This window comes from Roseibium algicola, from assembly GCF_001999245.1.
Lineage (GTDB): Bacteria > Pseudomonadota > Alphaproteobacteria > Rhizobiales > Stappiaceae > Roseibium > Roseibium algicola.
The window spans coordinates 2694747-2716708 of sequence record NZ_CP019630.1; the positions used below are offsets into that span (position 1 = coordinate 2694747).

The following is a 21962-nucleotide window of genomic DNA, read 5'->3' on the forward strand; positions in this document are numbered from 1 at the left end:
GAAAAACAGAAAAAACGTCCCTTTCGGAACGTGAAACCCACGAAAAATCAAGTCCGATCCCGCCTCTTGGATCTATTGCCAGCCGTTGGAGATAGCCTCCCGTTCTTCCCGCGCGCTGAGGGACCCACCAGAAGGCTCGCTATCACCATTAAACTGACGCCCGCCAAAGATGCGATCTAAAAAACCGCCTGAACCGGACTTTTGTGTGGCAGAGCTAAAAGAAGTTCGTTCTGACGAACCGCCAGACGACGAACCGCCGGATGACGATCCACCCGACGAAGAGCGGGAGGAGGAAGGAGAAGAGGAGCCTCCGCTGCGACCGGAGTTGCCTTTGCTTTCCGAGCTTCTACCGGCCGATTTGTTTCCTGCCGAACTGTTACCGGTCGAGCTTTTTCCGCTCGAACTGTTACCAGTTGAGTCGCCGCCGCCCGAACGGCTGCCACCTGTGTCGCCGCCACCGGAACTGCTGCCACCGGTGCTGTCACCGCCGGAGCTTTTGCTACCGCTGTCACCACCGGAACTCTTGCTTCCGCTGTCACCGCCGCGGTCTCCACGTTCGCTGCGGCCTCCACGGTCACCACGATCGCTGCGACTGCCGCGATCACCATGCGAATCTGCGGCCGCGGCAATGCTGTCCTTCATGTCGAACAAGGGGCTGAAGTAGACAAGAGAGAACATCATTGCCGCAGCTGCAACACCCGGCAGTATGCGAAACATCGCAGAGAGGCGGTCTTGCAATGTAATCTGGCGGGCGCGTTTCATCTGATGCGATTCAATTCGTAATAAGGGGTTTTTGGCGGTCGACGAGAGCGGTTTTACGACCTTCGCACGCATAACACCTGGGCAATCTTTGTTCTTCCCGAAGATAGTCTAAAAAAAGTCGGGATCAAAAGGTCTCCTTACGTGTTGTCTCGCTGAGAGCGGTTTTGCGGAGAACTCCTTGCCTGAAGATACGTTAAAGACGGAGATGATCCGTCTGCTCCCGAAGCTGAGGAGTTTTGCTTTAAGGCTGTGCCGGAATCCGGATCAGGCAGACGATCTGGTGCAGATGACATGCGAACGTGCAATCCGATCGCTCGACCAGTTCGATCCGGCCACCCGGCTCGACAGCTGGATGTTCCGGATTTTGCAGAATCTGTACTTCAATTCGGTTCGCGACACCGCAAACCGGGCCAGGCTTTTCGACCTTGCCATGCTGGATTTCGAGGAAAGCTACGACGGCGCGAAAGCCGCCGCCGACAGCCTGGAACTTCAGAAAGTGCAGGATTTCATTGGCGAGCTGGAAGAAGACAACCGCGAGGTGCTTCTGAAGATCGCCGTTGAGGGCAGAAGCTACAAGGATGTGGCGGATGAACTCGGCGTTCCGATTGGAACGGTAACCAGCCGGCTTGCCCGCGCAAGACTGAAACTGCGCGAGTGGCTGGACACGAACGATGCCCCGCAGGGCGTCAGGCTGCGCAGCATGCCAGGGGGTATGTGATGACATTTGACGAAAAGCGCGAACAGATCCTGCTTGCAAAGGATATCGGCAAGATCCTGGACGAGGAAGGTTCGGAAGAGGAGCGTGCAACTCTGCTTCGCCGGGTCGACGCGACTGGTGGCGGACATGATCTGCTGGAGCAGATGTCCAAGGACAATACCATTCTGCAAAAAGCGGTTGCTGCGCCGGTGCCTGACGAATCAATGGCACGGTTCGAAGCACTCATCGAAAAGGAATTCGCCAAGCGCGAAGGTCCTGCGCCCCGTCATGCGCATGCGTCCTGGACAGGCGTGCTGATCCAGATCGCCGCCGCACTTGTGATGGTTGCCGGCACATTCGGCTTTACCACCTACTGGATGCAGACGCGGATGGACAGTGCCGTGTCTTCTCTTGCCGCACATATGGAAACTGAGCGGATGCTTTTGGCACAGACCGTCCAGGAAGCGCTGGAAACGAAAGTCAGCGGCGAGCCCGTGTTCGTTGGGCAGGAAGGCGACTGGCGCGAGATCCTGACGCCGATCAAGACCTACCGCAGCAAGAGCGGGCACTGGTGCCGCGAATACCTTCGCGAGACCACCTTCAGCAGGCTGGACCTTTCCATTCGTGGCACGGCCTGCCGGGACGAGAACGGCACCTGGGTAACCGTGTTCGCCGAACCGGTGTCCGACAAGTTCTCGCCGCAGACCCCCGGCATCTGACCGGAGACCGGGCCCAGGAAAACAGAGAAGTCGCCGCGTGTTGCCGTAACAGGTGCGCGCGGTTTCCTTTTTGCGGTGAGCCCCGGTTTTCCACGCATTGTTGCGTTGCCGAACTATCATCATTGCGACGCATGTTTTTCCAAGCCCGGCAAATTGCCGCCTTAGACCTTTTACCGCAATTGACAGGTGCCGTGTCGGTCAGTACCGTCCCCCGCCATGCGCCACGATTGGCTCAATTCTGCCGTTTGTAACCTAGCGTCATGAGGGCAGAGAGCCGGAGAATGCGGTGCGGTGAAAGCCGGCCCAGCAAGAGGTTGAGACCAAATGAAGATCCTCGTACCCGTAAAACGGGTCATCGACTACAACGTGAAGGTCCGTGTGAAGGCGGATGGTTCTGGCGTCGATCTTGCCAACGTCAAGATGTCCATGAACCCGTTTGACGAAATCTCCGTCGAAGAAGCCCTTCGGCTGAAGGAAGCGGGCAAGGCGAGTGAAGTGATCGTCGTGTCCGTCGGGCCGCAACAGGCCACCGAAACGCTGCGCACCGGCCTTGCCATGGGCGCCGACCGCGGCATTCTGGTGAAAACCGACGACACCACCGAGCCGCTGGCAGTCGCGAAGATCCTGAAAGCGATCGTCGAAGCCGAAGAGCCGGGTCTCGTGATCCTCGGCAAGCAGGCGATTGACGACGACTGCAACCAGACCGGTCAGATGCTGGCAGCCCTCCTCGGTTGGAGCCAGGGCACATTTGCCTCCAAGGTTGATCTGGGCGACGGCACTGTCGATGTCACCCGTGAAGTGGATGGCGGCCTGCAGACCGTGAAGCTGAAGCTGCCGGCCATCGTGACCACGGACCTGCGCCTCAATGAGCCGCGCTATGCGTCCCTGCCGAACATCATGAAAGCGAAGAAGAAGCCGATCGACGAAAAGTCTCCGGCCGATTTTGGTGTCGACACCACGCCGCGCCTCACCGTTGTCACCACCACCGAGCCGGCGTCGCGCCAGGCCGGTATCAAGGTCGGTTCCGTTTCCGAGCTGGTCGACAAACTCAAGAACGAAGCCGGCGTCCTTTAAGACCCGTCGCAGGAGGATAAAACATGACAACACTTCTTGTGGCCGAATACGCCGGTGGCGAACTGAGCGATGCCACGGCAAAGGCCCTGACGGCTGCCGTCGCTCTTGGTGCCGACGTTCACGTCCTGGTCGCCGGCAAGGGCGTTCAGGGCGTTGCGGATGCCGCGTCCAAGCTTTCCGGCGTCGCCAAGGTTCTGCTTGCTGAAAGCGATGCGCTGGAGCACCAGCTGGCCGAGCCGACCGCCGATCTGATCGTCGGCCTTGCAGGCGATTATGACGCGATCGTTGCCCCGGCAACCGCCAACGGCAAGAACACCCTGCCGCGCGTCGCAGCCCTTCTGGACGTGATGCAGATCTCAGACGTGACGGCTGTTGTCGACGCGGATACTTTCGAGCGTCCGATCTACGCGGGCAACGCGATCCAGACCGTGAAATCCGGCGATCCCAAGAAGGTGATCACCGTGCGGACCTCCACGTTCGCGGCAGCGGAAGCAGGCGGTTCTGCCGCTGTTGAAACCGTTGCGGGAACGGACGGTTCGGGTCTTTCGGAATTCGTCGGCGAGGAGCTTTCCAAGTCCGACCGTCCGGAACTGACGTCTGCCAAGATCATCATCTCCGGCGGCCGCGCGCTCGGTTCTTCCGAGAAGTTCCAGGAAGTCATCATGCCGGTGGCCGATGCTCTCGGCGCGGCGGTTGGCGCATCGCGCGCCGCCGTCGATGCGGGCTACGCCCCGAACGACTGGCAGGTCGGCCAGACCGGCAAGGTGGTTGCTCCGGATCTCTACATTGCCTGCGGCATTTCCGGTGCCATCCAACACCTTGCCGGCATGAAGGATTCCAAGGTGATCGTCGCGATCAACAAGGACGAGGAAGCTCCGATCTTCCAGGTCGCGGACTATGGCCTCGTGGCGGATCTCTTCGACGTGCTGCCGGAATTGAAGGCTGCCGTCGAGTAACACCTGCGGCAAATTGATCACGGACCCCGGGGCGAATAACAGTTTTCGCTCCGGGGTTCTTGCTGTTCGGCGCAAGACTTGCCAAAAATAGCCGCAACCCGTCCAATCGGGATGTTTTCTAAAGATCGGATTTTCAGGATGGCAGTCGAAATCAAGAAAGTCGGCGTAATCGGCGCTGGTCAGATGGGCAGCGGCATTGCGCATGTGTGTGCACTTGCGGGCTTCGACGTGGGATTGAGCGATCTCTCCATGGAACGGATCGAATCCGGCCTGGCTTCGATCAACGGCAACCTGGCGCGCCAGGTGTCCAAGTCCATGATCACCGAGGAAGAGCGCAACGCTGCGCTGGATCGCATCAAGGCAGCCGAAGATCTCGATCTTCTGCGTGATGCAGACCTGGTGATTGAATCGGCCGTCGAGAACGAGCAGGTCAAACGCAAGATCTTTTCGCAGCTTTGCCCGATCCTGAAGCCCGAAGCGATCCTGGCGACCAACACTTCGTCGATCTCGATCACGCGTCTTGCCGCTTCGACCGATCGTCCGGAACGCTTCATCGGCATCCACTTCATGAACCCGGTTCCGGTCATGGAGCTGGTCGAGCTGGTGCGCGGAATAGCCACAGAAGACGAGACTTTCGAAGCCTCGAAAGGGTTCTGCGTCCGTCTCGGCAAGCAGATTGCCGTCGCAGAGGATTTCCCGGCCTTCATGGTCAACCGTATCCTTCTGCCGATGATCAACGAAGCAATCTACACGCTCTATGAAGGCGTCGGTTCTGTTGATTCCATCGACAAGGCCATGCGTCTCGGGGCCAACCATCCGATGGGGCCGCTGCAGCTTGCGGATTTCATCGGCCTCGATACCTGCCTGTCGATCATGCAGGTGCTTTACGAAGGTCTGGCGGACACCAAGTATCGTCCGTGCCCGCTGCTCGTGAAATATGTTGAAGCAGGCTGGCTCGGCCGCAAGACCCAACGCGGGTTCTATGATTACCGCGGCGAACACCCGGTTCCGACCCGGTAATCGGTTCGCCAGCCACCGCAGAAGCCCCGGTAACGATGAACCTAGCCCGCTATTGCCTGACCAGCGCCACCCCGGACCCGGGCAAGACGGCGCTGGAACTGGTGGGGGCCGGTGGCGCCCTTCTGGAAACATGGAGCTATGGCTCGCTGACGCGGGTCGTTCTTTCGGTTGCCGCGGGTTTGCGCGCCACGGATCTTTCGCCCGGTGACCGTATCCTTCTCAGGATCGGTCACTCCAGTGATTTTCCGCTGGCGTTCTTCGGGGCGATTGCGGGTGGTTTCGTGCCGATCCCGACGTCTTCCCAACTTACTGCATCCGAAGCTGACGCGATCCTGGCCGATAGCGGGGCCCGGATGGTGCTGCACGACGGGCATACTGTGCTGCCGAACGCGGGCAGCGCGACGTTGCTGGGTCCAGAGGCCTTGGTCGAACTGAAGCAGGCAGAGCCGGGAGACTTTGCGGAGACCCACGCTGACGACCCGGCTTTTCTTGTCTATACGTCCGGTACCAGCGGCACGCCGAAGGGCGTCCTGCATGCGCAGCGCGCCGCCAGTGCGCGCCGGCCCATGTATTCCGGCTGGTATGGCATCGGCGCTTCCGACCGGCTGCTTCATGCCGGAGCATTCAACTGGACCTATACGCTGGGTGCCGGCTTGATGGACCCCTGGGCCAATGGTGCGACCAGTGTTGTTTATGACGGGCCTCGAGACCCGGACCTCTGGCCGGAACTGATGACAGACACAAGGGCGACGCTGTTTGCGGCCGTGCCCAGTCTCTTCCGGCGTATCCTGAAGTATGGCGCTGTTACGCCCGCCTCCTTTCCCGATCTTCGCCACGGCCTGACGGCCGGAGAAGCGCTTCCGGCAAGTCTTTATCGGGAGTGGAGGGAACGCACCGGCCGCGAACTTTATGAAGCGCTCGGCATGAGCGAGATCTCCACCTATCTCTCCAGCAGCCCCAGCGTTCCGGTAAAGCCGGGTTCCCCGGGCAAACCCCAGGAATGCCGGAAGGTTTCCATTCTCAGCGAGTTGGATGACACGCCGGTGCCGGTGTCCGGAACGGAGACAGGGCTTCTGGCTGTTCACAGGGATGAACCGGGACTGATGCTGGGATACTGGAACCGTGCCGAGGAAACGGCGGCCGCATTCAGGGGCGACTGGTTCCTGACCGGCGACAGGGCGCGTACGGATGAAGACGGCTATTTCTGGTACGAAGGCCGTGCTGACGATCTGATGAACGCTTTCGGCTACAGGGTCGCTCCGGAAGAAGTGGAGCGGGTGCTGGCAGCGGACCCGCAGGTGCAGGAAGTGGCCGTGACGGCGGTGCCTGCGCGCGAAGGTGTCAGCCTGATAACGGCCTTCGTGGTGCCGGCCCTCCCCGGACAGCTGGATGCCGACAGTCTTGCCGCTCATGCGGCAGAAAACCTGGCGGAATACAAGCGTCCCAAGGTCTACAAGGTGCTGGAACAGTTGCCACGCACACCGTCCGGCAAGGTCCGGCGCAGTGTCTTGCGGGAGGGGCACTGACATTCGTTAACGCCTGATTAAGGGTAGGGGGTTAGGGTGGCCACAACCTCAGGAGTTAATGATGGACAGCGTTGGCATTGCCACGACATTCGTGGCGCAGACCCAGGCACAGACAGCCCAGACGCTTCAGACAGAGATGATGAAGATGGCCGCCCAGCAAGACGCCAATCTGGTGGCGCTGCTGCAGCAAGGGGCTGACAATCTTCAGGCTCAACAGGCCACACCACCTCCCGGTCTCGGCGGACGGGTAGACGTCAGCGCCTGATCCCGTTCCTTTGCAGTTTTGTTAACGGCCCGTGCGGATTTGCCCCGCACGGGCCGTTTTTGTTGCTCCGCCGGGTGTCTTTTTTCGGGTGAAGCCTGAAAAGCGCCTCTCGAAAGATGCTTCTGAAAGTTCCTGTCTTTCAGATACTTATCCATAATTACGTAAAGTTTTAAGAAAAATATTCTGATCAATTCAGTAATTGAGTCAGCAACTCTGAGAGTTGTTTTGGAAATTTACCTTTGAATTCAGGTATTTCATACAAGATGAAGTTTAAAATCGTATCCAAGGATTGGAACGACCATGCCTGAAGCAATAGGATATGGAGCATCCCAGGCGTATCAGCCGAACCAGGCCAACACGCGTGCGGGCCAGGTTGCAGAACAAGCCGAAGCGTTCAAGACCAAACGCTCCGAAGCTGCAGCCGTGATTGCGCAACGCCAGGCGAGTTTCAGCACGAACCGGGCAGAATTCCTGAGCCGGCAAGCTGAGCAACTGGAAAATCGCGCGGAAACGCGTCGGCTGGAAGATGGTGTCGGATTACAGGTCAACATCCTGGCCTGATGTGACGCATCTTCCGGATAAGCCGACCGGAAGCATAAGACGAACGAACAAAAAGCCGAGTTGCCCGATTGCAAGGATGACGGGTGACCAACGGCTGCGGACAAGCCTCATCACCACGGCGAAGGAGTAACCCATCATGCCGAGTGCTATCGACAGTTCCTCTTCCTCGGCCGCCTACAGCGCTGCAAGTGTTCGCAGCGAACTTGCTGCCAATGCGGTAAGGGACCAGAACCAGCAGGAACGCCAGGTTGCCGAGCGGCTGGAGCAGGCCCAGGCAACCCAGGAGGAAGACCGGCGCGAGTCGCGCCGCATTCCAGGTCTGGGCAACGCGGTCGACATCAGCGTCTGAACCGGCGGAGGGTCACCTCCACTGGCTTCGAAAGGGTTGATGATCTTGATATTTCTGGCGGCAGCCGGACGTCAGGCGTCCGGGGCCGCCATTGCGTTTTTAATAAGCGCCTTGGCCTCGCCGGAGGCCCATTCGGCGGGGCCGTACATGGTGCCGATCTCGCAGCCCTTCGGGCTAACCAGAATGGTTGTCGGCAAACCGGTTGCCCGCGCAACCTTGCGCAGGTCCTTCAGAAGATCGTTCGAGCTGTCCTGATAGAAGGCGAGATTGCCGACGCCGATCTCGTTCAAAAAGTCTTTCGGCTTTTCCGGTCCGCCCCGGTCGAGATTGACCGCAACCACCTCGAAATTGTCGTCTCCCATCTCCGCTTGCAGTTCGTCCAGCGCCGGCATTTCCTTGCGGCACGGGGCGCACCATGTTGCCCAGAGATTGAGGAGCACTGTCTTGCCGCCGAAGTCCGACAACGTCATCTGCTGGTTGTCAGGCCCCTGGAAGGTCAGGTGCTGAAGGTCCAGCGGCGCGCTTGCCGGAAGGAAGGCGGCTACTTCTCCAGTGGCAAATGGCTTGGCCGCCGCCGCAAAATCGAGCGCAGCCGAACAGCTTTGCGCACCGGCGATGTTGCCATTCGGTCCAGCGATCACGTATAGAGCCGCTACGGCGGCCACTGCACCCGCAAGCCCGGCGGCAACAATGCCGCGTCTGTTGGTTTTCGCTGGTTCGGTTGGCTTTGTCATTCGTTCACACCCCGCAAGGGGGCGCCTTCTAAGGGACAGGACATGAGCAATCGCATGTGGGGAGGCCGGTTCGCTGAGGGACCGGACGCCATCATGGAGGAGATCAACGCCTCCATCGACTTCGACCGGAAGCTATATAAGCAGGACATCGACGGCTCGAAAGCCCATGTGCGCATGCTCGCGGAAAAAGACATTGTGACGCGGGACGATGCCGACAAGATCGTTCAAGGTCTAGACACAATCCTGTCAGAGATCGAAAGCGGCAAATTCAAGTTTTCCCGCGCGCTTGAAGACATCCACATGAACATCGAGGCGCGCCTTGCCGAGCTGATCGGCCCGGCTGCCGGACGCCTGCACACGGCGCGCTCACGCAACGACCAGGTGGCGACCGATTTCCGCCTGTGGGTGCGCGACACGCTCGATACGCTCGACGACCAGCTGGGTGAGCTGATGCAGGCCCTGGCGGAAAAGGCGGAAACCCATGCCGCCGACGTCATGCCCGGGTTCACGCACCTGCAGTCGGCCCAGCCGGTGACCTTCGGGCACCACATGCTGGCCTACGTCGAAATGTTCGGCCGCGACCGGGGCCGTGTGCGCGATGCGCGCAAGCGCATGAATGAGTGCCCTCTTGGTGCAGCGGCGCTAGCCGGCACGTCCTTCCCGATCGACCGGCACATGACCGCCAAGGCGCTCGGTTTCGACCGTCCGTCTGCCAATTCGCTCGATGCCGTTTCCGACCGTGATTTCGTCATCGAGGCGCTGGCGACGGCATCTCTCACCGCCATGCATCTGTCGCGCCTTGCCGAGGAAATCGTCATCTGGTGCTCGGCGCAGTTCGGATTCGTGAAACTGTCGGACAAGTTTTCGACCGGTTCGTCGATCATGCCGCAGAAGAAGAACCCGGATGCGGCGGAACTGGTGCGTGCCAAGTCGGGCCGCATCTACGGTTCACTGCAAGCGCTTCTGGTGATGATGAAGGGCCTGCCGCTTGCCTATTCCAAGGATATGCAGGAAGACAAGGAGCAGGCTTTCGACGGACTGGCCAGCGTTTCCCTGGCTCTTGCGGCCATGACCGGCATGATCCGCGATCTGGAGCCTGTCACCAAGGCGCTGAAGAAGGCCGCAGGCTCTGGCTATTCGACTGCAACGGACCTCGCCGACTGGCTGGTTCGTGTTCTCGGTCTGCCGTTCCGCGACGCCCACCACGTGACCGGGCGCATCGTGGCGATTGCCGTCGAGAAGGGCATCGAACTGCACAAGGTTTCGCTGGAAGAGATGCAGGCGGTGGAGCCGAAGATCACCAACGAGATCTTCCAGGTGCTCTCCGTCGACAAATCCGTACGCAGCCGAACCAGCTATGGCGGCACGTCGCCGGTAAACGTACGCAAGCAGGCACGCCGCTGGCTGAAAGAGCTGGCCAAGGCCTGATGGCCCATTGAAGGTCGGCTTTCCCCGCAACACACGGCGCGAACTGGTCTTGCCGAACGCGCCGTGTCATGCGAGGAGAAGGACCGGTATGTGACTTTGTAAGAACTCCCGTGTCCGCCCGGACGCTGGGCAGTCGATCCAAAAAGGCATGATGGTGATGACAATGCGGTTCAAAACCCTGGCTCTGGTCGGTCTTTGCCTGAGCGTGACCCTGGCAGGGTGTGGCCGCAAGGGCGGGCTGGAAAACCCGGGAGTGCCTGTGCAGCAGGCGGACGCCGCGGTTGATCCCGCTGTGGCAGCACCGGTTCAGCCGGAAGCGCCGCAAAGCGACAAGCCCTTTTTCCTGGATTTCATGATCCGATAAACCATGCGCGCAGCGGCAGAGCCGGCTGCGCATCGGAGCAAGCCGGCTCTGCCGAGGCAACCGATACGCTCCATTGTTTCAATGCCGATCAGCTTCCGCACGGTCTGGTAACGCCTACCGGCCCTGAACCTGATCCAGCCGCATGAGGGCCGTCCCTTGCATCACTTCGATTACAAGAATGGCGAGCTGTTTGCCGAAGACGTGGCGATCGAGACGATCGCGCGTGAAGTCGGCACGCCGTTCTACTGCTATTCCACGGCAACGCTCACCCGTCACTACCAGGTGTTTGCCGCCGCATTCAGCGATATCCCGTCGCTGGTCTGCTATGCGATGAAGGCAAATTCCAACCAGGCGGTCCTGAAGACGCTTGCACAGTTGGGCGCCGGCATGGACGTTGTGTCGGAAGGCGAATTGCGCCGTGCACGGGCAGCGGGCGTTCCCGCGTCGAAGATCGTCTTTTCCGGGGTCGGCAAGACCGAGGCCGAACAAGCCTACGCGCTTCAGGAAGATATCTTGTGTTTCAACGTGGAGTCCGAGCCCGAGTTGCGCCAACTTTCACGGGTTGCCACTGCAATGGGCAAGACCGCACGGGTGTCCATGCGCATCAACCCGGACGTCGATGCCAAGACCCATGCCAAGATTGCGACCGGCAAGGCCGAGAACAAGTTTGGTATTCCCTGGCAGCGTGCACGTGACGTTTATGCCGAGGCAGCGGCTCTGCCCGGTATCAAGGTCACCGGCATCGACATGCACATCGGATCGCAGATTACGGAGCTGGAGCCTTTCGACAACGCATTTGCGCGGCTGGGCGAGCTGATCACGGATCTGCGCTCGCAAGGCCACACGATCGACCATGTCGATCTCGGTGGCGGACTGGGCATCCCCTATATCACCGATAACAATCCGCCGCCGCATCCGGACGCTTATGCCCAGGTGGTCAAGAAGCATGTGCGCGAACTGGACTGCATGGTCATGTTCGAGCCGGGCCGCATGATTGCCGGCAACGCCGGCATCCTGGTCACCGAAGTCGTCTATGTGAAGGAAGGCGCCGACAAGAATTTCGTCATTGTCGATGCCGCCATGAACGACCTGATCCGTCCGACGCTTTACGAGGCCTATCACGAGGTTCGCCCGGTACGCGAACCGGGGAAAGAAACAGACCGAATCAAGGCCGATATCGTCGGTCCGGTGTGCGAAACCGGTGATTTTCTGGCCCAGAACCGGGATATGCCCAGGGTAGAAGCCGGGGAAATGCTGGCGGTCTATTCGGCCGGCGCCTATGGCGCAGTCCAGTCCTGCACCTACAATTCGCGGCTTCTGGTGCCCGAAGTGCTCGTAAATGCAGACCAATTTGCCGTTATCCGGCCCCGGACCAGCTACGAAGACCTGCTCGGTCTGGACCGGATTCCGGACTGGCTCAAGGGTTCGTGAACAGATCGGCTGACAATTAGTTGAACCGACAGGTTGCCGGACAGCCCGCTATGCCTCACCTTATTGTATGGTGGGCAGGTCCAGCGGGCTGCGTTTCCGGAGAAACGGGCAGTTCGGGGGGCAAAACCGGAGGTGCCATTGAGCCCGAGCGACAGCGATCCCGATCAAGAACGGCAGATTTCTTCCGAGACCTACGGCTGGCGGGCCTTGATCCGATCCCGGCTGGACAGCTTGGTGCGCCAAAGTCGCCGTGCCTTGTTCATCGAACGCCTGTGGCGTGCTTTGCTTCCGGTGCTGGTGGTACTCGGCCTGTTTGTCGGGGTGTCCTGGCTTGGTCTGTGGCTGGTTCTTCCTGCCTGGGCAGGCCCGCTCGGGCTTCTGGTATTCGCTGCCGCCACCTTTTGGGCGGCGCGGGATCTCTTCCACCTTGCCTGGCCGACGCGCGAGGATGCGCTCTCCCGGGTCGAGAAATCCTCAGGCCGTACCCACCGTCCACTGACAACGCTTGAAGACGAATTGTCGGTCGGTGCGAGCGATCGCGAAAGCCAGGCGATCTGGGCCCTGCATCAGCGCCGCACAGCCGAAGCAGTCGCCGCGATCCGTTCGAAAGCGCCGGATCCGCAGGCCTTCCGACGCGATCCCTGGGCGCTTCGCGTCCTGGCCGCCAGTGTACTTCTGATCGGGTTTTCGACAGCAAGTGGCGATCATTTCGGCCGACTGGTCTCGGCCTTTCAGAACCCGTTCAAGACAGTGGAACCACCCAGCCGTCTCGATGCCTGGGTCACGCCGCCGCTCTATACCAGCGAGCCACCGATTTACCTGACGGGCGAAAGCGCCCAGTTGCGCGACCCGGGTGCGCCGATCTCCGTGCCGGAAGGGTCGATTCTTGTGGTCCGCACGCAAGGCGCACGTGATCTCAAGATGACCTACGCCCGTGCGGAAGACACCGAGCCTCAGGTGATCGAACCTGAACTTGGGACAGAGACGGAAGATCCGGATCTTAAAACGCTTTTGCCGGTTGAACGCAGGCTCGAGCTGGAAACCACCGGCATCGTCGAACTGCTCAACGGCGAAGAGCCGATGCTGAGCTACGTCTTCGCGGTGAAGCCGGACGATGCACCGGACATCCGGTTGACGGACGATCCTGAAGAACAGCTCAGCGGCGCGCTCAAGTTTTCCTATCTAGTGAATGACGACTATGGCGTTGTGGCCGCCGAGGCTCGCATCGCCCCCCTGCCTAATCCGGACAACAACAACCGGGCTCCGCGTCCGCTTGTGGAAGCACCCCAGTTTCCGCTTTCACTGCCGCCGCGCGCCGGCACAGCCAAGACGGCGGAAACCATCCGGGATCTGACATCGCATCCCTGGGCCGGTTCTGAAGTCAATCTGTCGCTGCTGGCACGTGACCAGGCCGGTCAGGAAGGGCAATCGCCCGCGTACCGCATTACCCTGCCCCAGAGACGCTTCGGCAAGCCTCTGGCCCGCGCTGTCGTCGAACAGCGCCGTAATCTTGCGCTTGATGCCGAAAGCCAGGGCGAGGTCATCATCGCGTTCGACGCCCTGATGCTGGCGCCGGAAATGTTCGACTTCAAGCCGCGCAACTATCTGGGCATGCGTTTTGCCTACGGCTCTCTGGTGAACGCGAGGACCGACGAAGACCTGAAGGCCCTGTTGCCGCTTTTGTGGGACCTAGCCCTGTCGATCGAGGACGGTGACCTTTCCGCAGCCGAACGCAAGCTGCGTGATGCCCAGGAGGCCCTGCGCAAGGCGTTGGAAGAAGGGGCGAGCGACGAGGAAATCGCCAAGCTGACCCAGCAGCTGCGGGAAGCCCTGAACGAATACATGCAGGCACTGGCCGAGCAGATGCGCCAGAACCCGCAGGCCATGCAGCCTTTCGACGGCAATCAGCAGACGCTTAGCGAACAGGACCTGAGCGAAATGCTGGACCGGATCGAGGAACTGGCGCGTACCGGCTCCCGTGATGCCGCGCGCGAGCTGCTGGCACAGATGCAGCAGATGCTGGAAAACCTGCAAGCAGGCCGGCCGCAGATGATGCCCAACAGCATGTCCAGCGAAATGATGGAGATGCTCAACCAGCTGGGTGAAATGATCCAGCGGCAACAGCAGCTGATGGATGAAACCCACAAGTTCAACCAGGATCAGCAGCAGCAGCGCCGCGGTCAACAGCAGCAACCCGGTCAGCAACAAGAGGGACAGGGACAACAGCTGACCCAGGAGCAACTGGAACAGATGCTTCAGCAGCTTCAGGAGGGCCAGGGGGACCTGGCGCAGCGGCTGCAGGAACTCATGGACCAGCTTAGCCAGAACGGCATGGGCCAGAACCAGGCGCTGGGTGAAGCCGGCGAGTCCATGGGCGAGGCTCAGCAGTCCCTGGGGGATGGACAGGGTCAGCAGGCGCTCGGCGAGCAGGGCGACGCCCTGGATGCCCTTCGGCGCGGCGCGCAGGGCCTGACGGAGCAGATGATGGGTCAGGGCGAAGGCCCGGGATCGCCCAACGGCGCGTCGCCGATGGACGAAGACCCTCTTGGCCGTCCGCGGCGCACCGAGGGCCCGGACTTCAACAACCGGGTGCGCATCCCTGACGAAATCGATGTTCAGCGGGCGCGCCGGATCTTGGAAGAGCTCCGCCGCCGCTTCTCCGATCCTTCCCGGCCGCAGCTGGAGCTCGATTATCTGGAACGGCTCCTGAAGCGGTACTAGGCCCGTTTCTGACAAAGGTTCATGACCCCGCTTCGGCGGGGTCAATTGTTTTGGCGGTGATGTTTGTGTTTGTGGCCCATCCTTCGAGACGCGCACACGTGCGCTCCTCAGGATGAGGTTGTTTTTTGGGGTGAGGCCTTTTGTAGCCCCGTGGAGAGCCCAGCCACGTTCGGATATCTCTTTGCCGCAAGATCACCCTCATCCTGAGGAAGCGCGAAGCGCTGTCTCGAAGGATGGTCTGCTTGCTCAATTCTCTGTGTTCTGAAGGAATACGGTGACTACCGGCGTGATCAGCCCAAACAAAAACCCCGCCGAAGCGGGGTCTTGGGTTTCGGAATTGCGGCGGCAGGCCTTACGCGTAGCGGCGGGTCTCGCTCGGCAGATCGCCGGAAATGGCGTTGCGCACGGCCTTGCGGATATCGGCCAGCGAAAACGGCTTGGTGACCACGTCATGGACCAGGGATTCCAGGCCATTGGCCCGTTCACGCTGGTCGGCAAAGCCGGTCATGAGGAGGATCGGCAGTCGTGGATAGTCGCGCGCCGTATGCAGAGCCAGGGCGATGCCGTCCATGACGGGCATCTTGATGTCGGACAGCAGCAGGTCGAAGCTGCCCTTCTCGCGGGTCAGAACCTCGACGGCTTCGCCGCCATCCTCGGCCGCTTCAACGGAATGACCGTCAAGCTCCAGGGCACGCTTTACGAAGCTGCGGACAGCTTCATCGTCTTCAGTAAGAAGAATGCGAGCCATGCTCACTCTCCTGTGTTGCCGTCAGCCGCTCCGTCGTCCGGGGCGACAACGTATCCAATATAGGGCAACTGCCGCCAAGCGTGGCCCATATCCATACCATATCCGACGACAAACTTATCAGGACAGGCAAAACCGACATAATCGGCAGATATGGCAGCTTTACGGCGCTCGGGTTTATCCAGCAGAGCTGCGATCTTCACCGAGTGCGCGCCCCTGTTCAGCAGCCGCTCCCGCGCGAAGGCGAGTGTGCGACCGGATTCCAGGATATCATCCACTAAAATAATATCGCGCTCGTTAACGTCACTTTCAACATCGCGCAAAATCCGGATGGTGTCGGAGCCTTCAGTCCCGGCGCCATAAGAGGACAGGTGCATGAACTCCATTTCCGGCTGCAGCCCTGCCCGGTGCATTGCCCGCACAAGGTCGGCCGCAAAAATGAAGCTGCCTTTCAGAACCGCGACAACCAAAAGATTTTGCGGTTTGCCTTCGGCGATTTCCTCTGCGAGCGCGCCAACACGTTGGGCAATGGCGTCTTCATCGAACAGAGTATGGATATCTGATGTCATGGTCACTCTAGAACTACCTGGCGTTGGCCGCGTTCAACAAACCGGACCTGGATATCGGACGCGGTTTTCGGAGGGTCGGCTAATATCGTCCTGAACCGGGTTTCGTCCAGTGCGTTTAGCGATTTTGTTCTGGGCTCGACAGTCCAGGCATAAACTTCCTGCAGGTCTGCACCGCGGATCGAGAGGCGCACGGCGGGCACCGAGTTCAGTTCATCAAGCAGGTTGCGGATCGAGCCCTCGACCACGAGAACCTTCTTGCCGTCCTCGACCTCGGTGAAGGTGCGCAGGTTGCGGAATTCAAGTCCGCGCAGATTGACTTCAAACCCGATCATCCGAAACAGGCTTGCCAGGTCAGGAGACTGTTTGACGAGCGAGTCTCGCATGAGGACAAACAAAACACAGGCCGCAACCGCGACGCCGAACAGGGCAACACCGCCAATGCGCCGAAAATTTCGCCGCAGAATCCAGTTGAGGATCGCACCGATCTGGTCCCGCCGGAACTTGTTCGGATTGACGATGATCTTCGGCCGCTTGGCCATGGATTCGATGTCGGCCTTGTTTTCAGGCTCACCGGTCCTGGCGTCTTCCTTCAGATCCGCAGCGAATTTTGCCTCGTCGCTGGCCGTACGGGCGGCTGCGGGTTCGGGAGCGACGGCGGCTTCGGGCTCGTCGTCCTCGTCATCCGCTTCCGCGTCGAACGTTTCTTCTTCCGCGTCGGCTGCCCAATCGGCTTCGTCCTGTGCGGGATCTTCTTCAACGGAAGGAGGTGCAATTTCGTCGACGTCGTTCTTTGCGCTTAACGCAACATCGCCTTCTTCGTCATCGTCGGGCGAAACGAACCAGCGGTTGCCGCACTTGGCGCATTTGACGCTACGCCCTTCCGGGCCAAGCGCCTCTACCTTAATCTCGTAGGACGTACTGCAGTCCGGACATTTGATCTTCATGTGCGAAGACCTTTCGCCATGGCATGCTCTAGCAGTTCACTTTGGAACCGGGGGGTCGAAATCCGGCACGAAATATTGGACAAGGGCCAAGCAAATCCTATGACGGGCTTTCAGGTCCTTAATGGACCTTTATATGATTAATGCACCGTTAACGGCCAGGCTATAGCGTTCGGGCCATCAACAGGAGTAATTTTGTGATCCGCTTCGAAAATGTCGGATTGAGATACGGAATGGGATCGGAAATCCTGCGCGACCTGACTTTTCAGATCGAGCCGCAGTCGTTTCAGTTCCTGACCGGTCCCTCGGGGGCGGGCAAGACCAGCCTGATCCGGCTCCTGTTCATGTCCCTGCGCCCGACCCGAGGCCTGATAAAGGTTTTCAACCGCGACCTGAGCGTGATCGACAAGCAGGAATTGCCGAAGCTCCGGCGCAAGATCGGCGTGGTGTTTCAGGATTTTCGCCTGCTGGACCATCTGACAACCTATGAAAACGTGGCCCTGCCACTGCGCGTGGTGGGAAAGGACGAATCCGAATACCGCTCCGATGTGATTGATCTGTTGAAATGGGTCGGACTTGGGGATCGCATGCATGTGCTGCCGCCGGTGCTGTCGGGTGGGGAAAAGCAGCGTGCGGCCATTGCGCGGGCGCTGATCACCCGGCCGGAGGTGCTGCTCGCGGACGAGCCGACCGGTAACGTGGATCCGCCACTTGCACGTCGTCTGTTGCGCCTTTTCATCGAATTGAACAAACTCGGCACCTCTGTCGTCATCGCGACCCACGATATCGCGCTGCTGGAACAGGTGGACGCCCGGCGCATGGTGCTTGCCGACGGGCGCCTCTCAATTTTCGATTAGGCGGCATGATGGCTCAGTCCGACGACACAGACAAAAAACAGGCAAGCGCCGCCAGTGTTCGCCCGCCCAAGCGAGCCGAACGACCGAAGCGTGGCCGAAAACCGGGGCGCAAGGCCGCCCCCAGGCCGAAGAACGAAGCACCCCAGGGGGACGATGCCAAGTTGCGCCCCTCCGCGGCGATCGTTCCGCCGCAGGCAGTCGCCGGGCGGGCTCTCACGCTGGTGGTGGCCATCATGAGCTTTCTGGCCTGTCTGACAGTCGGTGCGGTGTCGGTTGTGTGGGACGCTGCCGATGCGTGGCAGAACGATCTGGTGCGTGAGATCACCATTCAGATCCGCCCGGCCGAAGGCGTCGACATGCTGCGGGAGATCGACAAGGCCGTTGCGCTTGCGCAGGAGTTTCCGGGCATCGATTCCGTACGGGCCCTGTCAGATGCCGAAACCAAGTCATTGCTGGAGCCCTGGCTGGGCGAAGGCCTTCAGCTTGACGGCCTGCCGGTGCCGCGGCTCATTCAGATCACGGTCGGGGATCCGGAACTTCTGAACCTGTCGCAATTGCGCTCGATGGTCTCGCAGAACGTGACGGGCGCGAGTGTCGACGATCATTCCGTCTGGACATCTCGTCTGTCGGCCATGGCAGGCGCGGTGGTGCTGGGCGGCTTTGCGATCATGGTGCTTGTGCTCGGCTCGATGGTCTTGAGCGTCGTCTTTGCCACCCAGGCAGCCATGGCCGGCAACAAGGACGTCGTATCCGTTCTGCATTTCGTTGGAGCGGAGGACGGTTTCATCGCTCGTGAATTCCAGCGCCACTTCTTGATGCTGGGCCTGAAGGGCGGTGTTTCCGGCGGTGTTGCGGCCATCCTGGCCTTTCTGACGGTTGACATGCTGACCCGGCAGAGTTCCGGCCAGGCGGGGTCGGACCAGATGTCGGCTCTCTTCGGCGGCATCTCCGTCAGCCTGCCCGGCTACCTCGGTGTATTCGGTGTGGTGTTCCTTGTCGCGATCCTGACAGCCCTGACTTCTGGCCTTGCCGTCAAGGCCCATTTGGCAAAAGTGGATTGATTTTATCGCACAATGCCGTGAAATTGGCCGAATCACTTATCATAGTCGCGCCATGACCCATGCTGACACAGTGTTAGACCCCGTTCTGGACGACGGTTCTTCCGTCGTTGGCGATCGGCGTGTGTCCGTTTCAAAGGACAAGGGCACAGCGCGCAGGAACGCCACAAGCGGCGATGCGCGCAAGAAACGCTTCGGTCTCAGGATCCTTTTCGTTGCCGTCATCACGGCTCTTGTTGCGGGAACCGTCGGGCAGTTTGCCATGTTCGCGCAGAAGGTTGCCAATGCCAGAGTGCCGGCTTCCGCAAATGCGGATGCCATTGTCGTGCTGACAGGCGGGCATGCCCGCGTCAACGAGGCAATCCGTCTCCTGGAAGAAGGCCGTGCCAACCGGTTGCTGATTTCGGGCGTTCATCCCGGCACCACGCGTGAACAGCTTGCCGCCGTTACTGCGTCCAGCATGCCGCTGGAAAAAAACAGCGTCGATCTTGACCGGGTCGCGCTCAATACAGCGGGCAATGCGGTGGAAACCGCCAACTGGGTCAAGAAGAACGGGTTCTCGTCCCTGCTGGTCGTGACCAGTGCCTACCACCTGCCGCGTGCCAAGGTGGAACTTGCCGGCGCCCTGCCGAATGTCGCCCTGATTGCCTATCCGGTCTTTTCCAAGGACCTGAAGCTGGACAGCTGGTACAGGGAACCGGCAACGATGCGGCTTCTCATGCGCGAATATGTGAAGTATATCCTCGCCCGACTTCGGATTACCGTGCAGGGTGTGCGCTGACAGCTGTCGGACCACGGCCGAGCGGTGGCTTCACCCACGACCAGTCTTTATGGTGCCATGGTTTTTCTGCGCTCTACCCTTTTCCAGATCCTGTTCTATCTCGTCACGTTCGTGCTGATGATCCTGTTCGCGCCAGTCATGCTGCTGCCGCGGCGCTGGGGCTGGTGGGTGGTGCCGACCTGGTCACGGGTGTTGCAGCTGCTGATGCGTGTCTTTGCGGGCATCAAGGTGGAAGTCCGGGGACGTGAAAACCTGCCTGACGGCGGTTTCATCGCCGCCATGAAGCACCAGTCCGCCTGGGAGACAGTGGCGCTGATCCCCCTCTTCAGAAGCCCGACCTTCATCCTGAAGCGCGAACTGCGCTGGATACCGATTTTCGGCTGGTACACAGCCAAGTTCAAGCAGATCCCGATCAACCGGGGCAAGCGGTCCGAAGCGCTGGCGGCAATGATGCTGGCTGCAAAGGAGGCGATTGCCGAGAAGCGCCAGATCCTGATCTTTCCGGAAGGCACCCGCCGGCCGGCCGGGGCAGAACCGAAATACAAGTTCGGTATCGCGCATCTCTACCGCGACCTGAAATGTCCGGTTGTCCCGATAGCTCACAACGCCGGCCTCTATTGGCCTCGCGCCTCGTGGAAGGTCTATCCGGGCACGGTGATTGTCGAGATTCTGCCGCCGATCGAGCCGGGCCTGGCGCCCAATGCCTTTTACGAAAGAATGGTTACGGATATCGAGACGGCCAGCGATCGGCTGATCGAGGAAGCCCGCACGGCCCGCAAGCCCTCGCCGGTGCTTGCAGAAGTCGACACGCGCCGCAAGGCACAGCCGGTCTGAAAAAAAAGACCGCCCCAATGCGTTGAGACGGTCTTTCAGTTTGAACGGGTTCAGGCGATATCATCGCCTGAACCTGTCTTCAGGCTGCCTTATTGTGCTGTCTTGCCGGCTTCGGTCGTCTGCAGGCGCATCAGGCCCAGATGCAGCACACCACCCAGAACCGCGCCGATGACCCAGCCGTAGCCGGAGAGTTCCGACAGGGCCGGAACCCAAACGGTTGCCACCGAGAACAGTGCGGCGATGGCAAAGGCAAAGATCGCCTTCATGTTCCAGCCGTTGTTGTAGTGGTAGCGGGCGTCCGGATCGGAGGAAAACAGCGCCTCGACATCGATGTTCTGCTTGCGAACCAGGTAGTAGTCCGCGACCAGAATGCCGTAGAGCGGTGCCAGGAAGGCGCCAAGCGTATCGACGAATGCGGCAATGCCGATGTTCGAGATGACCGACACCCACAGCGCGCCGATGAAGAAGGCAATGACAGCGGTGATGATGCCGCCGGTCTTGGCCGAGATCTTTTCCGGGTTGAGGTTGGCAATGTCATAGGCCGGCGGAATGAAGTTTGCCACCAGGTTGATGCCGACCGTTGCCGCAAAGAAGGTGACGGCAGCGATCAGCGTCAGCAGGACGTTGTCGACACGGTCGACGATATCAGCCGGGTTCACCAGTTTTTCTCCGAACAGCACAACGGTGCCTGCCGTCACGAACAGGGCGATGAAGGAGAAGAAGGCCATGGAAACCGGCAGGCCCCAGAAGTTGCCGCGCTTCATGGCGCGTTCATCCGACACGAAGCGGGAAAAGTCGCCGAAGTTGATCACGACGGCGGCGAAATAGGCGATCATCGTGCCGACCACCGCGACAAAGGCCGCAACAGGACCGCGCGGGTCGGTTGCTTCGCTGCCTTCGAAGATGGTGCCGAGAGCCGAGAAGATGCCGTTGCCGGCCTTCCACCAGATCACCAGGCACAGCGCGATCATGACGATGTAGACGAACGGACCTGCCCAGTTCAGGAATTTGCCGACCCAGTCGATGCCTTTCATGAACAGGGCAACCTGGAAGACGCAGACGATGAGATAGGAAATCCAGCCGACCGTTGTCATGCCGAGGAATTCCGCGCCGCCCTCAGTGCCGAGCAGCGTGTTGAACAGCAAGGCAACCGCCGTGGAGGCGAAGTAGGTCTGCACGCCATACCAGAAGATGGCGACGATGCCGCGTACCAGCGCCGGGAAACGGGCGCCGTAGACGCCCATCGAGGCGCGTGCGATCACCGGATAGGGCACGCCGTGCTTTACCGACGGGCGGCCGGTGAGATTGACCAGCACCATGACGAAGAAACCGGCCAGCACGATTGCCGCGAAAACCATCCAGCCGTTGAGGCCATAGGTGATGAACAGCGATGCGGCCAGCGTATAGCCGAACAGGCTCTGGATATCGTTGTTCCAGACGTTGAAGATTTCGAAGGCGCCCCACTTGCGCTCCGAAGCCGGGATCGGCGCCAGGTCCTCGTTGTAGAGGCCTCCGTCTCGCGGACCCGATTTGCCAGATAAATTCGCCATAGTCTCCTCCATGTGGCCGC

Annotated in this window: 23 protein-coding genes; 17 read left to right on the forward strand and 6 right to left on the reverse strand. The window is 60.2% G+C overall.

Annotated elements, in window-relative coordinates; all coding sequences use genetic code 11:
* Window positions 1–72: 72 nt before the first annotated feature.
* Window positions 73–834 (reverse strand): hypothetical protein, encoded by a 762-nt coding sequence (locus B0E33_RS30905; protein ID WP_156912394.1) that lies wholly within the window; start codon window positions 832–834, stop codon window positions 73–75.
* A gap of 133 nt (window positions 835–967) precedes the next feature.
* Between B0E33_RS30905 and B0E33_RS12575 the strand changes: the two genes are divergently transcribed.
* The 9 genes from B0E33_RS12575 (at window position 968) to B0E33_RS12615 (ending at window position 7929) form a co-directional block, all read left to right on the forward strand.
* Complete coding sequence (locus tag B0E33_RS12575; protein WP_023002517.1) at window positions 968–1480, forward strand: RNA polymerase sigma factor; 513 nt, start codon at window positions 968–970, stop codon at window positions 1478–1480.
* A complete protein-coding gene (locus B0E33_RS12580; RefSeq protein WP_077291389.1) occupies window positions 1480–2178 on the forward strand; it encodes a hypothetical protein in 699 nt (232 codons plus the stop codon). Before B0E33_RS12575 ends, B0E33_RS12580 begins: the two co-directional genes overlap by 1 nt.
* Window positions 2179–2502: 324 nt before the next feature.
* Window positions 2503–3252 (forward strand): electron transfer flavoprotein subunit beta/FixA family protein, encoded by a 750-nt coding sequence (locus B0E33_RS12585; protein ID WP_023002519.1) that lies wholly within the window; start codon window positions 2503–2505, stop codon window positions 3250–3252.
* Between the two features lie 23 nt (window positions 3253–3275).
* The gene (locus B0E33_RS12590) at window positions 3276–4208 is read left to right on the forward strand and encodes an electron transfer flavoprotein subunit alpha/FixB family protein (protein WP_055660182.1); all 933 of its coding nucleotides are present in this window, start codon (window positions 3276–3278) and stop codon (window positions 4206–4208) included.
* A 138-nt stretch (window positions 4209–4346) separates the two neighbouring features.
* The gene (locus tag B0E33_RS12595) at window positions 4347–5228 is read left to right on the forward strand and encodes a 3-hydroxybutyryl-CoA dehydrogenase (protein WP_023002521.1); all 882 of its coding nucleotides are present in this window, start codon (window positions 4347–4349) and stop codon (window positions 5226–5228) included.
* A 35-nt stretch (window positions 5229–5263) separates the two neighbouring features.
* Window positions 5264–6754, forward strand: a complete 1491-nt coding sequence (locus B0E33_RS12600) for a class I adenylate-forming enzyme family protein (RefSeq protein WP_077291390.1) — start codon at window positions 5264–5266, stop codon at window positions 6752–6754.
* 58 nt (window positions 6755–6812) lie between these two features.
* A complete protein-coding gene (locus B0E33_RS12605) occupies window positions 6813–7019 on the forward strand; it encodes a hypothetical protein (protein ID WP_023002523.1) in 207 nt (68 codons plus the stop codon).
* 300 nt (window positions 7020–7319) lie between these two features.
* Window positions 7320–7580: a hypothetical protein gene (locus tag B0E33_RS12610; protein ID WP_023002524.1), complete on the forward strand. Its 261-nt coding sequence runs from the start codon at window positions 7320–7322 to the stop codon at window positions 7578–7580.
* A 136-nt stretch (window positions 7581–7716) separates the two neighbouring features.
* Window positions 7717–7929: a hypothetical protein gene (locus B0E33_RS12615; RefSeq protein ID WP_055660176.1), complete on the forward strand. Its 213-nt coding sequence runs from the start codon at window positions 7717–7719 to the stop codon at window positions 7927–7929.
* A gap of 71 nt (window positions 7930–8000) precedes the next feature.
* Here B0E33_RS12615 and tlpA read toward each other — a convergent pair whose 3' ends face one another.
* Entirely contained in the window at window positions 8001–8663 is a 663-nt protein-coding gene (gene tlpA, locus B0E33_RS12620; protein WP_062486097.1) for a thiol:disulfide interchange protein TlpA, read from the reverse strand.
* A 42-nt stretch (window positions 8664–8705) separates the two neighbouring features.
* Here tlpA and argH point away from each other — a divergent pair, with 42 nt between their 5' ends.
* The 4 genes from argH to B0E33_RS12640 all read left to right on the forward strand — a co-directional run bounded on the left by argH (window position 8706) and on the right by B0E33_RS12640 (window position 14607).
* Window positions 8706–10091 carry an argininosuccinate lyase gene (gene argH, locus B0E33_RS12625; RefSeq protein WP_023002527.1) on the forward strand — a complete coding sequence of 462 codons (1386 nt, stop codon included), beginning with the start codon at window positions 8706–8708 and terminating at the stop codon, window positions 10089–10091.
* Between the two features lie 163 nt (window positions 10092–10254).
* Window positions 10255–10455: an LPS translocon maturation chaperone LptM gene (gene lptM, locus B0E33_RS12630; RefSeq protein ID WP_156912395.1), complete on the forward strand. Its 201-nt coding sequence runs from the start codon at window positions 10255–10257 to the stop codon at window positions 10453–10455.
* 156 nt (window positions 10456–10611) lie between these two features.
* Window positions 10612–11886 carry a diaminopimelate decarboxylase gene (gene lysA, locus B0E33_RS12635; protein ID WP_077291392.1) on the forward strand — a complete coding sequence of 425 codons (1275 nt, stop codon included), beginning with the start codon at window positions 10612–10614 and terminating at the stop codon, window positions 11884–11886.
* A 138-nt stretch (window positions 11887–12024) separates the two neighbouring features.
* Window positions 12025–14607, forward strand: coding sequence for a TIGR02302 family protein (locus B0E33_RS12640; protein WP_208997806.1), 2583 nt, complete (start codon window positions 12025–12027; stop codon window positions 14605–14607).
* Window positions 14608–14959: 352 nt separating this feature from the next.
* Here the strand turns inward: B0E33_RS12640 and B0E33_RS12645 are convergent, their stop codons facing one another.
* The 3 genes from B0E33_RS12645 to B0E33_RS12655 are packed head-to-tail and all read right to left on the reverse strand — an operon-like array spanning window position 14960 to window position 16865.
* Complete coding sequence (locus B0E33_RS12645; protein ID WP_023002531.1) at window positions 14960–15355, reverse strand: response regulator; 396 nt, start codon at window positions 15353–15355, stop codon at window positions 14960–14962.
* Window positions 15356–15357: 2 nt separating this feature from the next.
* The gene (gene hpt / locus B0E33_RS12650; protein ID WP_035907880.1) at window positions 15358–15921 is read right to left on the reverse strand and encodes a hypoxanthine phosphoribosyltransferase; all 564 of its coding nucleotides are present in this window, start codon (window positions 15919–15921) and stop codon (window positions 15358–15360) included.
* Between the two features lie 2 nt (window positions 15922–15923).
* Window positions 15924–16865, reverse strand: a complete 942-nt coding sequence (locus tag B0E33_RS12655; protein ID WP_077291393.1) for a zinc-ribbon domain-containing protein — start codon at window positions 16863–16865, stop codon at window positions 15924–15926.
* Between the two features lie 194 nt (window positions 16866–17059).
* Between B0E33_RS12655 and ftsE the strand changes: the two genes are divergently transcribed.
* The 4 genes from ftsE to B0E33_RS12675 are packed head-to-tail and all read left to right on the forward strand — an operon-like array spanning window position 17060 to window position 20392.
* Window positions 17060–17719 (forward strand): cell division ATP-binding protein FtsE, encoded by a 660-nt coding sequence (gene ftsE, locus B0E33_RS12660; protein WP_031270017.1) that lies wholly within the window; start codon window positions 17060–17062, stop codon window positions 17717–17719.
* Between the two features lie 8 nt (window positions 17720–17727).
* Window positions 17728–18780 carry a cell division protein FtsX gene (locus tag B0E33_RS12665; protein ID WP_077293267.1) on the forward strand — a complete coding sequence of 351 codons (1053 nt, stop codon included), beginning with the start codon at window positions 17728–17730 and terminating at the stop codon, window positions 18778–18780.
* Between the two features lie 52 nt (window positions 18781–18832).
* Complete coding sequence (locus B0E33_RS12670; protein ID WP_023002536.1) at window positions 18833–19558, forward strand: YdcF family protein; 726 nt, start codon at window positions 18833–18835, stop codon at window positions 19556–19558.
* Between the two features lie 57 nt (window positions 19559–19615).
* Window positions 19616–20392, forward strand: a complete 777-nt coding sequence (locus tag B0E33_RS12675) for a lysophospholipid acyltransferase family protein (protein ID WP_023002537.1) — start codon at window positions 19616–19618, stop codon at window positions 20390–20392.
* An 89-nt stretch (window positions 20393–20481) separates the two neighbouring features.
* Here the strand turns inward: B0E33_RS12675 and B0E33_RS12680 are convergent, their stop codons facing one another.
* Window positions 20482–21942, reverse strand: coding sequence for an NCS1 family nucleobase:cation symporter-1 (locus tag B0E33_RS12680; RefSeq protein ID WP_088665215.1), 1461 nt, complete (start codon window positions 21940–21942; stop codon window positions 20482–20484).
* Window positions 21943–21962 lie beyond the last annotated feature (20 nt).